General features: G+C 69.5%; 14 protein-coding genes. 8 read left to right on the plus strand and 6 right to left on the minus strand.

Annotation, left to right across the window (positions count from 1 at the left end; genetic code table 11):
- The first annotated feature begins 190 nt into the window (after nt 1-190).
- From Aco03nite_RS53445 to Aco03nite_RS36160, 5 genes are all read left to right on the plus strand, one after another.
- Entirely contained in the window at nt 191-2,995 is a 2,805-nt protein-coding gene (locus Aco03nite_RS53445; RefSeq protein WP_239145729.1) for a glycosyl hydrolase, read from the plus strand.
- 112 nt (nt 2,996-3,107) lie between these two features.
- A complete protein-coding gene (locus Aco03nite_RS36145; protein ID WP_203804203.1) occupies nt 3,108-3,314 on the plus strand; it encodes a hypothetical protein in 207 nt (68 codons plus the stop codon).
- Between the two features lie 30 nt (nt 3,315-3,344).
- On the plus strand, nt 3,345-3,875 hold the full coding sequence (locus Aco03nite_RS36150; protein WP_203804204.1) for a hypothetical protein: 531 nt from the start codon (nt 3,345-3,347) through the stop codon (nt 3,873-3,875).
- A 125-nt stretch (nt 3,876-4,000) separates the two neighbouring features.
- Nucleotides 4,001-4,474 carry a phosphatase domain-containing protein gene (locus tag Aco03nite_RS36155; protein WP_203804205.1) on the plus strand — a complete coding sequence of 158 codons (474 nt, stop codon included), beginning with the start codon at nt 4,001-4,003 and terminating at the stop codon, nt 4,472-4,474.
- Between the two features lie 15 nt (nt 4,475-4,489).
- Nucleotides 4,490-5,398 (plus strand): SDR family NAD(P)-dependent oxidoreductase, encoded by a 909-nt coding sequence (locus Aco03nite_RS36160; protein ID WP_203804217.1) that lies wholly within the window; start codon nt 4,490-4,492, stop codon nt 5,396-5,398.
- Here Aco03nite_RS36160 and Aco03nite_RS36165 read toward each other — a convergent pair.
- On the minus strand, nt 5,371-5,535 hold the full coding sequence (locus Aco03nite_RS36165; RefSeq protein WP_203804219.1) for a hypothetical protein: 165 nt from the start codon (nt 5,533-5,535) through the stop codon (nt 5,371-5,373). The two genes, Aco03nite_RS36160 and Aco03nite_RS36165, sit on opposite strands and share 28 nt — an antisense overlap.
- Nucleotides 5,536-5,690: 155 nt before the next feature.
- On the opposite strand from Aco03nite_RS36165, the gene lon reads away from it, so the two are divergent.
- Nucleotides 5,691-7,994: an endopeptidase La gene (gene lon / locus Aco03nite_RS36170; RefSeq protein WP_275415936.1), complete on the plus strand. Its 2,304-nt coding sequence runs from the start codon at nt 5,691-5,693 to the stop codon at nt 7,992-7,994.
- Between the two features lie 46 nt (nt 7,995-8,040).
- On the opposite strand, the gene Aco03nite_RS36175 is transcribed toward lon, so the two are convergent.
- Both Aco03nite_RS36175 and Aco03nite_RS36180 read right to left on the minus strand, forming a co-directional pair.
- Nucleotides 8,041-9,060 carry an SGNH/GDSL hydrolase family protein gene (locus Aco03nite_RS36175; RefSeq protein ID WP_203804221.1) on the minus strand — a complete coding sequence of 340 codons (1,020 nt, stop codon included), beginning with the start codon at nt 9,058-9,060 and terminating at the stop codon, nt 8,041-8,043.
- Nucleotides 9,061-9,068: 8 nt separating this feature from the next.
- Complete coding sequence (locus Aco03nite_RS36180; protein WP_203804223.1) at nt 9,069-9,902, minus strand: GDSL-type esterase/lipase family protein; 834 nt, start codon at nt 9,900-9,902, stop codon at nt 9,069-9,071.
- 189 nt (nt 9,903-10,091) lie between these two features.
- Between Aco03nite_RS36180 and Aco03nite_RS36185 the strand changes: the two genes are divergently transcribed.
- Together Aco03nite_RS36185 and Aco03nite_RS36190 are read left to right on the plus strand one after the other, a co-directional pair.
- Nucleotides 10,092-11,699, plus strand: a complete 1,608-nt coding sequence (locus Aco03nite_RS36185) for a peptide chain release factor 3 (protein WP_203804235.1) — start codon at nt 10,092-10,094, stop codon at nt 11,697-11,699.
- Nucleotides 11,700-11,911: 212 nt separating this feature from the next.
- Nucleotides 11,912-12,334, plus strand: coding sequence for a hypothetical protein (locus tag Aco03nite_RS36190; protein ID WP_203804238.1), 423 nt, complete (start codon nt 11,912-11,914; stop codon nt 12,332-12,334).
- Here the strand turns inward: Aco03nite_RS36190 and Aco03nite_RS36195 are convergent.
- From Aco03nite_RS36195 to Aco03nite_RS36205, 3 genes are read right to left on the minus strand one after another with little or no spacing between them, the layout of a single operon-like run.
- On the minus strand, nt 12,331-12,537 hold the full coding sequence (locus Aco03nite_RS36195; RefSeq protein WP_203804241.1) for a hypothetical protein: 207 nt from the start codon (nt 12,535-12,537) through the stop codon (nt 12,331-12,333). The two genes, Aco03nite_RS36190 and Aco03nite_RS36195, sit on opposite strands and share 4 nt — an antisense overlap.
- A 58-nt stretch (nt 12,538-12,595) precedes the next feature.
- Nucleotides 12,596-13,306, minus strand: coding sequence for a hypothetical protein (locus Aco03nite_RS36200; protein ID WP_203804244.1), 711 nt, complete (start codon nt 13,304-13,306; stop codon nt 12,596-12,598).
- Between the two features lie 8 nt (nt 13,307-13,314).
- Nucleotides 13,315-13,593 carry an alpha/beta fold hydrolase gene (locus Aco03nite_RS36205; protein ID WP_203804247.1) on the minus strand — a complete coding sequence of 93 codons (279 nt, stop codon included), beginning with the start codon at nt 13,591-13,593 and terminating at the stop codon, nt 13,315-13,317.
- Nucleotides 13,594-13,798 lie beyond the last annotated feature (205 nt).

Genomic DNA, 13,798 nt, shown 5'->3' on the forward strand with positions numbered 1-13,798 from the left:
CGGCACGGCCAGGAGGGGACCGCACCGTGGGCCACCGCTCGAAACGGGATCGGCCCCGCGGGACGTCCTGCGACGTGCACATTTAATTTCCCGGAAACATTGACGGTCTTAACGGTACCGGTTACGGTCACGGTTTCGGAGAGCGCTCTCACGCGCCTTTGCGCACCTCATCCCCCTTGGAGGTTCGTTCATGACCGCACCCCCTGAACCCCGTAGCCGCCGATGGACCGGACTCGCCATGGCCGGGGCGGTCGCGCTCGGATCAGGCGTCCTCGCCGTAGCGGCCGCCGGAACCGCCGAAGCCGCACCCGCCGGGCAGGCGGCCGCCGGAGCAGCGCCCGTCGGCGCGGGCAGCTACACCGAGACGCTGCCGGCCGGGGCGAAACTGCCGTCCGGCTGTGGCTCGATCTCGACGAATCCCCGGGAGAACGTCACCGCGAACGCACCCGCCGGAGCGGTGCCGACCAACGACTGGTGGTCGTCGCTGCTGTTCAAGAAGGGCGACGACTGCAACTTCTCCCAGCCGCTGTACGCCCACCCGGTCGCGTACCGCCCGACGGCCACCGGACTGGGCTTCTCGTACGAGCAGACGCCCGCGATCAGCGGCAGCCCCACCGGACTCGGCGAGTATCACTACCCGTACGCGCAAAAAGTGGTCGTGGGTGTGTCGGGTTTGAACGCGCCGAAGGCGCTCGTCGACAACTGGACCGATTGGACCGTCACGCCGTCGTGGAGTGACGGCACCCGCACGCTGAAGGCCACTGTCGGACACGGCCTGCCCCTGACGTACTTCCAGTCGACCGGCGGCGACGCGCTGCTGACCGTGACCGGACCGCCGACGGCGTGGTCCAACACCGGTAACCGGCTCGGTTTCTCGATCGCCGGTCAGGACTACGTGGCGTGGGCGCCGACCGGGGCGACCTGGACCGCGAGCGGCAACACCTTCCGGTCCACGCTGGCCGGCAAGGGGTACTTCACGGTCGGCGTGTTGCCGACGACGACCGCGGACAGCACCGCCGACAAGATCGCCCTGGCCGACTCGTGGAACCCGTTCGCGCACAACCACGTGACCGGAACCCGGGTCTCCTACTCCTACAACCAGGGATCAGGAACGGTCAACACGACGTACGGGTTCACCACCACCGCACGTGAGGGCAGCGGCTCGGGCACGGTGATCGCGCTCTACCCGCACCAGTGGCGCTATCTGACCGGTTCCACCCCGGCCACCCGGACGTACGTCTCGCCCCGCGGCCGGATGAAGATCGTGACGGGCGACCGGTTCCAGACGTCGATGAAGTACACCGGTGTGCTGCCGGAGATCCCGGCGGTCGCCGACAACACCGGCGCTGACCTGGCCACGGTCACCGGCTATCTGAACGCCGAGCTCGGCAACCCCGCCGATTTCCGGGGCGATGACACGTACTGGACGGGCAAGGGTCTGGGTCGTGCCGCGCGGATCGCGGAGATCGCCGACCAGCTGGATCTGACGACCGTCCGCGACTCCGCGCTGAACGTCATCCGGACGCGGATCACCGACTGGTTCACCGCTTCTTCCGGGAAGTCGTCGCGAGTTTTCTACTACGACCGCAACTGGGGCACGCTGATCGGCTATCCCGCGTCGTATGCCTCCGACGAGGATCTCAACGACCATCACTTCCACTACGGTTATTACATCGCCGCCGCCGCGACCCTGGCCAAGTTCGATCCGGCCTGGGCGAGCACCGGCCAGTACGGCGGCATGGTCGACCTGCTGATCCGGGACGCCAACAACTACGACCGCACCGACACCCGGTTCCCGTACCTGCGTGACTTCGACATCTACGCCGGTCACGACTGGGCGTCCGGGCACGGCGCGTTCGGCGCGGGCAACAACCAGGAGTCGTCGTCGGAGGGGCAGAACTTCGCCAACGCGCTGATCCAGTGGGGTCAGGCGACCGGGAACACGGCGGTCCGGGACGCCGGGATCTGGCTGCACACCACCCAGGCCGCGGCGATCAACGAGTACTGGTTCGACGTCACCGGCGAGAACTTCCCCAGCCAGTGGGGGCACAACTACGCGGCGATCGTGTGGGGTTCCGGCGGGGCGTACGCCACCTGGTTCAGTGGCGAGCACGCGCTGGTCGTCGGGATCAACATGCTGCCGATGACCGGTGGTCAGCTCTACCTCGGCGACCACCCGCAGTCGGTACGGGACACGTACGCCGAGCTGGTCCGTAACAACGGTGGTGAACCGCAGCAGTGGCGGGACATGCACTGGCAGTACCTGGCCCTCGGCGACGGGGACGCGGCGCTGGCGAAGTTCCGGGCCAGTGGCGGCAACTACACGTCCGAGGAGGGTGAGAGCAAAGCCCACACCTTCCACTGGATCCGTAACCTGGCAGCGCTCGGCACCGTCGACAAGACCGTCACCGCCAACCATCCCCTGGCGAAGGTGTTCGTCAAGAACGGTGTCCGGACGTACGTCGCCTCGAACATCACCGGCAGCCCCCTGACCGTGACGTTCTCCGACGGCCGCACGCTCGCGGTGGCCGCCGGGAAGACCGCCACCACCGGTGGTCTGACCTGGAGCGGCGGCAACGCCGGAAGCTCCTCCCCCACCCCGGACACATGCCTGCTGTCCCAGGGCCGCACGGCAACCGCGTCCTCCGTCGAGAACGCCGACCACCCGGCGTCCAACGCGGTCGACGGCAACGCGGCCACCCGCTGGTCCAGCGCGTTCGCCGACCCGCAGTGGCTACAGGTGGACCTGGGTTCCGCGCGGAACCTGAGCCGGGCCGAGCTGGTGTGGGAGGCCGCGTACGCCACCGCGTACACCATCCAGACCTCGACGAACGGAACCACCTGGACCACCGCCGCCACGGTGACCGCCGGTGACGGTGGCACCGACACGGTGACCCTGAGCGGAAACGCCCGCTACGTCCGGATCAACGGCACGACCCGGGCGACGCCGTACGGCTACTCGCTCTTCGAATTCCGCGTCTACGGAGCGTGCTGAGCTGTTGAAACACCACACCTGTCTGTCGGGTTGCCGACAGACAGGTGTGGTGAACATCTGCGCGGAGCTGCCGACAGGCAAGGCAGTTCCGAATCGCAGAGGGGTTCTCCTGATGAGAAGCAGTCGTACGAGGCCGGGCCTGATGACGCTGCGCACCACCGTCATTCTCACCATCTCCGTCGTGGCCGGAGGTGTGGTCGGCGGGCTGACCTACGTCTCCGGTGAGAACGTGTCGAAGTCACTGCTCGCCGGGCTGGCCACCGTTCCCGCCGGGGTGGCGTTCCTGCACTCGATCATTCAGCCCGGCCAGTCCCAGTGATCGGCGGGCCGGGCCGTCGTTGATCGGGACATGCACCTGTTGACCACAGTGTTCCTGTCCCTGGCCGCGACCCTCGTGCCGCCCGCCGCACCGTCCCGGCTCACCCTGACCGCCGACGCCGTCGGAACCGTCGCCGTCGGCGGTCCGGCGGCACGGATGCGGGCCGAGGTGAGCGCCCGATTCGGGAGGCCCACCCGGGTACGGGGCCTGACGCCGTGCGAGCTGGCCGGCCCGACGGACGTCAAGGAACGCGCCTTCACCTGGAAGAACCTGACCGTCACGGTGGCGTCGAAGGCGGGCGCCCCGGAGACGGTCGCCGCGTGGAGTGTCACGCCGGGCCGTCTGTCACCACGGTTGGACATGCCCTACGGGGTGGGCACGACGACGACCGTACCGAAGGCGCTGTCCTTGATCCCCGCGGCCACCGGCAAGTACGACGAGGTGTTCGGCTTCTACGCCATCCGCACCCCGTCCGCCCCGGACCTCCTGTGGACCAGCGACAACCGCGACGGTTCCGGCCCGGTGACCCGAATCGCCGCCCACCCCACTTTCTGCGAGTGACAACCTCCGGGTCTCCCCGTGTGGGTCAGCGTCCGTAAACGGGTTGTCCCGATGGGCGGAAACGGACACGATCAGCGCCATGGCAACACCTGAACCAAGCGTGGCCGAAGCGGCCGGAGGCGGGCATGGCTGAGGCGCCGGTTGCGGTGTTCGATGTGGATGGGGTTGTTGCTGATGTTCGGCATCGGCTTCGGTTTGTTGCTGGGCGGCCCAAGAACTGGATCGGGTTCTTTGCCGCCGCTCACCGGGATCCGGTGCTTGATGACGGGGTCGCTCTGGTTCGGGAGTATGCGGTCGGTCATCGGATCGTCTGGCTGACCGGGCGGCCGGAACGACTGCGGCGGGTCACCGAGAAGTGGTTCGCCGATCACGGGCTGCCCGCGGGGACGCTGCTGATGCGGCCGGATCACGACCGGCGGCCCGCCCGGGACTACAAGCTCGGGCAGTTGCGGAAGCTGGGATCCGTCGCGGTGGTCGTCGACGACGATCCGGCGGTGGTGAGAACCCTCGAGAAAGAGGGCTTTCCGGTACGCCTGGCCGACTGGGTGGGCTACCAGAAATCGCTGCGTGAAGCCCAGGAGCGTGACGGCCGCACCTGAGGGTAACCAGCGGGAATGAGCCGAACCGTGCTGATCACCGGAGCGTCGAGTGGGATCGGCCGGGCCACCGCGCTGGCCTTCGCCGCCGAACGAACCCACGGCGCAACGAGGCTGATCCTGGTCTCCCGCAGCGCCGAAGCCCTCGCCGACGTGGCCCGTGAGTGCCGCGACCGGGGCGCCGACGTGCTGGTGGCGCCGGCCGACATCACCGACCCGGACGCTGTCGGCACGCTGGCGGAGCACCGGATCGACGTGTGGGTGGAGGCGGTGGCCGTCGGGGTCGCCGGTCCGCTCGGTTCGGAGCCGGTGGCCGAGCTGCGCCGGCTGGTGGAGGTGAACGTCTTCGGAACCGCCCTGTGCGCGCGGGCCGCGATGGGCGTCTTCCGGCGGCAGGAGCACGGCACACTGATCATCGTCGGGTCGCTGTTGTCGCTGTTCCCGAACCCGATGATCCCGCTGTACTCGATGTCGAAGTTCGCCATCCGCGGGCTGGCGCTCAATCTTCAGCAGGAGGTGGCCCGCCACCGCCGGATCAAGGTCTGTCTGGTGTTGCCGGGGCCGGTCGACACCCCGTTTTTTGTACGGGCGGCCAACCACACCGGCCGCCGGCTGCGGGCCATTCCTCCCGCCTACGCGCCGGAGCGCCTGGCCGCCACCATCGTCGGGTGCGCGCGCCGGCCACGCCGTCAGGTCACCACGGGGGTGGTCGGGCATCTGGCGCTTGTCGCGCACCGGATCGCGCCGCACGCCACCGAGACCGCTGTGGCGTGGTGGAGCGCGACGTTGCTGACCGGACCGCAGCCGGCGGCTTCCGGGCCGGGGGCGCTGTTCGAGCCTCCGTCGTCGGGCGCGGTGCACGGCGGTCACCGGCGCGGGCGGTTGCGGCGCCGGTTCGGTCAGTGGCTGGGCCGGGCCGGAACCTGAAGGGCCGGCGCCTGACGGGCCGGGGTCTGACGGGCCGGGGTCTGACGGGCCGGGGTCTGACGGGCCACCCGGTCCCGGCCACCGTGTTCGGCGTCGTACAGCGCGGTGTCGGCGGCTTTCAGCCCGCGCCGGTGCACCTCGGCGACGATCTCGGCGATCTGGGTGAGTGCACGTCAGGAGCGTATCCAGGCCCGCCGGGGCCCCGCTGGTGTTCGCTGACGGTGAACGGGGGAAGATCGGCGCGGGGTCCGGAGTTGAGCGTGACGTACTCAACTTCCCGGAGGTAACCACAGTGACCAGCAAGCGTCTCCCCGTGCTGTTCCTCGATGACATCGTCCTGCTTCCGGGCATGGTCGTCCCCGTCGTTCTGGACGAGGCCGCCCAGGCCGCCGTCGACGCGGCCCGCACCTCGGCCGGATCCGAGCTGCTGATCGCCCCGCGGCTGGAGGACCGCTACGCGTCCTATGGCGTGGTGGCCACCCTGGAGCAGGTCGGCAAGATCCGTGGCGGCTCCCCCGCGGCCGTCCTGCGCACCGGCCCCCGCGCCCGCATCGGCAGCGGTGTGACCGGCCCCGGCGCGGCCCTCTGGGTCGAGGCCGAGCCGGTGGAACCCCAGAAGACCGACGATGCGGTACGCGAGCTCGCCGCCGAGTACAAGAAGCTGGTCGTGACGGTGCTGCAGCGTCGTGAGGCGTGGCAGGTCATCGACTCGGTCAGCGCCATCGACGACCCCAGCGACCTGGCCGACACCGCCGGCTGGGCGCCCTACCTGGACAACGACCGCAAGCGTGAGCTGCTGGAGACACCGGACGTCGAGACCCGGCTGCGGCAGCTGATCGAGTGGACGAAGGATTTCCTGGCCGAGTCCGAGGTCAACGAGACGATCGAGAAGGACGTCCGGGAGAACGTCGAGAAGCGCAACCGCGAGTACCTGCTGCGCGAGCAGCTCAAGGCGATCCGCAAGGAACTCGGCGAGGGTGAGGACGGCGCCACCGACGACTACCGGGCCCGGGTGGAGGGCGCCGACCTGCCGGACGCGGTCCGTGAGGCGGCGCTGCGCGAGGTCGGCAAGCTGGAACGGGCCGGTGACCAGAACCCGGAGGCGGGCTGGATCCGCACCTGGCTGGACACGGTTCTGGATCTGCCGTGGAACACCCGGACCACCGACAACACCGACCTGGTCGCGGCCCGTGCGGTGCTGGACGCCGACCACCACGGTCTGGACGAGGTGAAGGAACGCATCGTCGAGTACCTGGGGGTGCGGGCCCGGCGCGAGCAGCGTGGCCTGGAGACGGTCGGCGGGCGCGGCTCGGGCGCGGTGGTGCTGCTGGCCGGCCCGCCCGGGGTCGGCAAGACCTCGCTCGGTGAGTCGGTCGCCCGTACGCTGGGAAGGAAGTTCGTCCGGGTCGCCCTCGGCGGTGTCCGGGACGAGGCGGAGATCCGTGGCCACCGGCGCACCTATGTCGGCGCGCTGCCCGGCCGGATCGTCCGCGCCATCCGCGAGTCCGGCTCGATGAACCCGGTGGTGCTGCTCGACGAGGTGGACAAGGTCGGCAGCGACTACCGCGGCGACCCGGCGGCGGCCCTGCTGGAGGTCCTGGACCCGGCGCAGAACCACACGTTCCGCGACCACTATTTGGATCTCGACCTGGACCTGTCGGACGTGCTGTTCATCGCGACCGCCAACGTGCTGGACACCATCCCGCAGGCGCTGTTCGACCGGATGGAGCTGATCGGCATCGACGGCTACACCGAGAACGACAAGGTCGCCATCGCCCGGGACTTCCTGATCCCCCGCCAGCTGGAGCGGGCCGCGCTGACCGACGGGGAGGTGACGGTCACCGAGGACGCCCTGCGCGAGATCGCCGCCAACTACACCCGCGAGGCCGGCGTACGGTCGATGGAACGTCTCCTGGCCAAGGCGTTCCGGAAGGTGTCGCTGCGGGAGCTGCCGGCCACCGTGGACACCGGCGACCTGAAGGACCTGATCGGGCGGCCGCGGTTCACCCCCGAGTCGGGTGAGCGCACCGCGGTTCCCGGGGTGGCCACCGGTCTCGCGGTCACCGGGATGGGCGGTGACGTGCTCTGGATCGAGGCGTCGCTGCTGCCCGGCACCAAGGGCGGGCTGTCGGTGACCGGCCAGCTCGGCGACGTGATGAAGGAGTCGGCGCAGATCGCCCTGTCGTACGTCCGGGCCCACGCCGGTGACCTCGGCATCTCGCCGGAGCAGCTGGACCACCCGATCCACCTGCACGTGCCGGCCGGGGCGGTGCCGAAGGACGGCCCGTCGGCGGGTGTCACGATGGTGACCGCGCTGGTGTCGCTGCTGCTGGGCCGCAACGTGCGGGCCGAGGTGGGGATGACCGGTGAGGTGTCGCTGACCGGCCGGGTGCTGCCGATCGGTGGCGTCAAGCAGAAGCTGCTGGCCGCCCAGCGGTCCGGGCTGACCGAGGTCTACATCCCGGAACGCAACGAGCCGGACCTGGACGACGTGCCCGCCGACGTCCTGGAGTCCCTGACCGTGCACGTGGTCTCGGACGTCCGGGAGATCCTGGAGTCGGCGCTGGAGCCGGTGTCGGAGCTGGCCACCGCCTGATCGGAGTCGCCGGGGACACCCGTGGTCACGGGTGTCCCCGGCGCTGTCACGAAGCGAGCGCGGCGGAGACGAACGGCTGGAGCTTGGTCGCCAGGACCTGGTGGCCGTAGTCGTTCGGGTGGGTGCCGTCGCCGCTCATCGTGGCGCCGTCCCACCAGCCCGTGGTGTCGACGTAGCTGACCTTGGCGTCACCGGCGGCCTGCCTGTCGAGCACGGACTGACGCGTTTCGGCGGCCCACGATCCCTTGAAGATCCGTAGCGCCAGGATGCGGGCGTTCGGGTTCTTCTCGCGGACGATCCGGAGCAGGTTCGTGTACCCCGTACGGAAATCGGCGCTGTTGACTCCATGTCCCGAGTCGTTGGTGCCGATGTTGACGACGACCACGGCCGGTTGATAGCGCCCGAAGTTCCAGTCCAGCGACCCGTCCTGGAAACCGAGCTTGGTGTACCGGTTCTCCAGCCCGTAACAGCGGATGCCCCGGGTGCTCTGCGCGGCGGTGAGTTCGCGCAGGCAGGCGCCGCTGAGCGCGATCTGGGTGTGTGACGTCTTCAGGTTCTCCCCGATGAGCCACGGGTACGCCGACAGGGACATGTTCGTCGCCGTGTACCCGGCGGTGATCGAGTCGCCGACGAACTCGACGCCCTTCGCCGGGGCGGCCAGCTTGTACGTGCTCTGCCCGGAACCCAGCGCGAGCCCCTGGAAGATCGCGTCCCCGGTGTAGCTGCCGGCCACGATCCGGTACGACACCAGCAGCGTGTGGTTCCCGTTCGCCAGTGGCGTCGGGGTCAGGTTGACGGTGCCGCTGACGTTCGACTTCTTCTGGTACGCCCCGCCGTCGATGCTGTACCAGAACTCGATGGCGTTGCGCTGTTTGAGCGCGACGGTGGTGCCGGTGAACCCGACCCGCAGGTAGGCGCCGGCCCACTGCGGGACGTAGGTGCTGCTCCATCGTCCGACGTACTCGATGTTGGGGTCGGTGGGTTCGCCGGCCGCGAGGGCGGGCGCCGGGACCGCGAGCACGCCCAGGGTGAGCAGCAGCGCGGTGAGAATCGTCCGGATGCGCATGGCTGCTCCTAGAGGAGGTAGGCGGCGAGGGGGATGTTCTGGCTGCGCAGCGCCCCGGTGATCAGGCGGGCGATCTGCAGCGCGCCGTACGCCTCGAAGTGCGTGTGGTCGGCGCAGAAGTACTGCCCGACGAGCCCGGAGTTGTAGTCGCCGTTGTTCGGGCACAGCTTGACCGCGTTGTAGTGGTTCACGCTGAGTGTCTGCAGGTCGATCAGCGGCGACCCGGTGGCGGAGGCGGCGGCCTGCGTCTGGGTGACGAAGCCGCGGTTCTTGACCGCGGTGCTGCCCGAGCAGGTGATCGCGGCGACCGCGGTGAGCAGCACCGGGTTGGCGCCCTTGGCCTTCGCGGTGTTCGCCATGTAGGTCATCAGCGACTGGTAGCGGCTGGTGCCGACGTGCCGCGGGCAGGTGGCCGAGCCGTCGTTGATGCCGAACTGGATGAACAGGTAGTCACCGGCCTTGATGCCGTTGAGCACCTGCTGCCAGCGCGACGAGTAGGCGGTCGAGCTGAGCACGCACTCACCGTCGGAGCCGATGGTGGAGGTGACGTTGCCCTCGTAGAGCCAGGTCTGGATGCTGCGGCCGCCGATGGCCAGGTTGTTGACCACGACGTCGGAGTTGAACAGCGGGTCGAACTGGGCGCCCCAGCCGACCGGGCAGGTGGTGCCCGAGCTGGGGTTGGCCACCGTCGAGTCACCGGCGATCCAGACCGTGGTGGTGGCTGCTGCTGCAGCGGCGTTCGCGGGTTTCACACCGCAGTCGGGCAGGTCTGCGATCGCCGGCGCGGCGAGCAGGGTGGGCACCGCGAGTGCGGTGGCGAGGAGCAGGCGAAGCAGGCGCATGGGGCCTCCAGGGGGGATTCGCGGCTGCGACATTCCGGATATTTCGGGGATGGAACGTTTCACAGTCGCCTGTTACCGCGAGATTAAGCATCGACAAACATCGAAGTCAAGGAGGCCTTCCGCGTTGCCGTACGGCGACGACCGTAAGGTGGAAGGGTTGGCTACGGTGGTGAAGAGAGTGTGGGATTCGTGAGTCAGAGCGTGCTGGCCTCCTCAGGTGGTGTCGGCGTCGAGGCGGCCCGGCGGCGGACGTTCGCGGTGATCTCGCACCCCGACGCCGGTAAATCGACGATGACCGAGGCGCTCGCCCTGCACGCGCGCGTGATCGGCCAGGCCGGCGCGGTGCACGGCAAGGGCGACCGCAAGGGTGTGGTCTCCGACTGGATGGCCATGGAGCAGCAGCGTGGCATCTCGGTCACGTCGGCCGCGCTCCAGTTCTCCTTCGGCGACACCGTCGTCAACCTCCTCGACACCCCCGGCCACGCCGACTTCTCCGAGGACACGTACCGGGTGCTGACCGCCGTCGACAGCGCGGTCATGCTGCTGGACGCCGCGAAGGGCCTGGAACCGCAGACGCTGAAGCTGTTCGAGGTGTGCCGCCAGCGCAGCATCCCGGTGATCACCTTCATCAACAAGTGGGACCGCCCCGGCCACGACGCGCTCGCCCTGATGGACGAGATCGAACAGCGGATCGGGCTCAAACCCACCCCGCTGACCTGGCCGGTCGGGATCGCCGGGCACTTCAAGGGCGTCATCGACCGCCGCACCGGGCAGTTCACCCGGATGCAGCGCTCCCCCGGCGGCGCCGACCTCGCCATCGAGGAGGACATGACCGACGCCGAGGCCGCCGAGCGGTTCGGCGACGAGTGGACCACCGCGAACGAAGAGCTCGAACTGCTCACCATGACCGGCGCCGACCACGACCAGGAGACGTTCCTGGCCGCCACCAGCACCCCGGTGCTGTTCGGCGCGGCCGTCGCCAACCTCGGCGTCCGGCAGCTGCTCGACATCCTGGTCGAGCTGGCCCCGCCGGCCGGCCCGCGCCCCACCGCCGCCGGCAACGAGCAGCCGGTCGACGCCGGGTTCTCCGGCTTCGTCTTCAAGATCCAGGCGAACATGAACAAAGCGCACCGGGACCAGGTCGCCTTCATGCGGATCTGCTCCGGCCGGTTCGAGCGCGGCATGATCGTCACGCACGCCACCACCGGGAAACCCTTCACCACCAAGTACGCCCAGCAGATCTTCGGGCAGGGCCGCGACACCATCGACGAGGCGTTCCCCGGCGACGTGGTCGGCCTGGTCAACGCGACCGCGCTCGGCATCGGCGACACGCTCTACGCCGACAAGAAGGTGCAGTACCCGCCGCTCCCGTCGTTCCCGCCGGAGCACTTCGCGGTCGTGCGCACCGACGACACCGGCGCGTTCAAGCGCTTCCGCCGCGGCATCGAACAACTCGACGGCGAGGGCGTCATCCAGGTCCTGCGCTCCGACATGCGCGGCGACGGCACTCCCGTCTTCGCGGCGGTCGGCCCGATGCAGTTCGAGGTGGCGACGTACCGCCTGGAGGCCGAATTCGGGGTCAAGGTCAAACTCGAGTTCCTGCCGTACGAGATCGCCGCGGTCACCGACGCGCCCGGCAAGGAGATCCTGCGCTCCGAGTCGAACGTCGAGGTGATGACCCGCGTCCGCGACGGCGCCCTGCTCGCCGTCTTCCCCCACCGCTGGCGCATGCGCACCATCGCCGGCCGCCACCCCGACCTCTACCTGGACGCCCCGATCGACATCAACCCGACGTAGCCGGCCATGCCTCCGGGTCGAACATCTCCACCCGGAGGCATCGACGGTGATGCTAGCGTCACCGGTCGTGAAACGGGTGATGATCGCTGTGGTCGTGGTGGTGGCCGGGCTGTGTGCCGGGGTCGGCGTGTTGGGACAGGTGCGCCGCTACCAGCGGGAGGACGCCGCCGAGCAGGCGTATCAGCGGCTGCTCGGCCCGTACCCCGCTGCAGGTGGCGGCGCACGACATCGACCTGGCCCGGCAGGCCGGGAAGGGCATCCACTTCGCCGTGGTGCCGGAACACCTGCCGCCCGGCCTGGTCTCGATGGAACCGGCCGACGACGCCGTGTACGGCGGGGTGACCGACATCTACTCGTTCGGAACCCTGAAAGCGATGGTCAAGTACACCGCCACGCCCGGCGACGGCCCGTGCGGCAAGCAGAGTTGCGTGCGCGCCGCCGAGGTGGGCGTCGAAACCGCCGAGGCGCCGAGCCTCCACTACGCCGGCATCTGGCTCACCGGCCAGCCGTCCTCACCCCAGCAGGAGACCGAGGTCCGCGACTTCTGGGCCGGGACCACCTGGCTCCCCACCGCGGAGGCCGACTGGTTCACCGAGCTGGCCCACGAGGGCGACGTCGACGTACACCACCCCTAGTCGTAGAAGACCGCGGTCAGGCGAGGCAGTAGCCGGCGCATCCGCTCCTCGTCCTCGAAGTCGACGTGCTCCCCCTCCGGCCCGGGCGGCAGGTGCTCCCCCTGGTCCGGCAGCGCCGCCCAGAACTCCTCCTCGTCGTCGGCAGCCCTCGATGCCACGTAGAGCATCTCCTCGCAGTCGAGGTCGTCGGTGTCCGCGTCCACGGCCGCATTCTGCCTTCCCGGCGACGCACACGGGCGACATCGGAGCGCCCGCCCGGAGTCACGGGAAAGGCTGGGCGAGGTGGAACAGCGCGTGGCAGGCAGGGCAGGTCGCACGCCCGAAGAAGCGCTGCATCCGGGCGGAGAGGGGCTCCCGGCCGTGCGCTCGGGTGAGGTCCAGGAGGCGGCCCTCGATGGTTGTTGCCAGGTGATCGACCGGTGTCATCAGCGTCGGAGGCAGGGAACCGTCCGCGATGCTCTCCATGCGGAAGACCGGCCCGGTGACGTCCAGAACCAGGTGCTCGTCGCAGGACGGGCAATCGACCTCCACCTCGTCGTCGGCGAGGCGGTGGAGATCGCGTTGCCACACGCCGCCGTTCTCGAAGGCCATGAGCGCTTCCAAGCCGTAGAGAAGATCCACATCGGTCGTCGCGTACGGCAGGTTGTGGGTGGCCACCGCATGGAGTTCGGCGATCTCCCGCTCGTAGCGCCGCCGCACGTCCACGGGGTCCTCCGGCCCGTCGGTCGCCGCCACGATCGACGCTGCGAGGTGCAGCGGAGCCGAGCGGCCGGCGGGTTCGCGGTCGCGGCTCATCCTCGCGAGCGCGGGAAGTGCGGCGTAACTGGCGCTGTAGACCGTGCCCTGATGACACAGATGGGTCCACAGCTCGTCCCAGACCTCGCCGTCCTCGGCATCCGCGGCCGCCGCCAGGAGTCCGGGGATCTGCTCGGCGGATCCGTATGTGCCCTGGAGAGACGCCCACTCCGTCACACCACGATTCAAGCAGAGGCGCCGTGGTGGCGGGCGAGGAAGTCCAGCATCGTCCGGGCTGCGGTTTCGCCGTGTTCGGCGTCTATCGGCTGCATGCGGCCCGGTAACGCGGACAACGTCGCGCCGGGGATCGCGGTGGCCAGGGCCCGGCCCAGGGGGAAGCGGACCGCCCGGCTGCCCTGCCGGTGCAGGACCAGGCTGGGCGCCTGGATCCCGGGGAGCGGATGCCGCGCACGCCCAGGCCGGTCTTCGCCGCGAGGTCTTCCTGGGACCAACCCAGACCCCACCGATATCGCCGTACGGCGTCCGCCCACATCCGGCCGATCTCGCAGCCGGATCCGGCTGTTCGACGGCCACTACCTGTCGGCGGTCAACGGCGGCGGCCGGACCAGCGGGGCTTTCGACAGCGACAAGGTCACGCCGTCGACCAACGAGACGTCCACCCTCGACTGCAACGCCTGAATCGACATATTTGCATGCGCTGGGTAGAAC

The organism is Actinoplanes couchii (genome assembly GCF_016862075.1).
Taxonomy (GTDB): domain Bacteria; phylum Actinomycetota; class Actinomycetes; order Mycobacteriales; family Micromonosporaceae; genus Actinoplanes; species Actinoplanes couchii.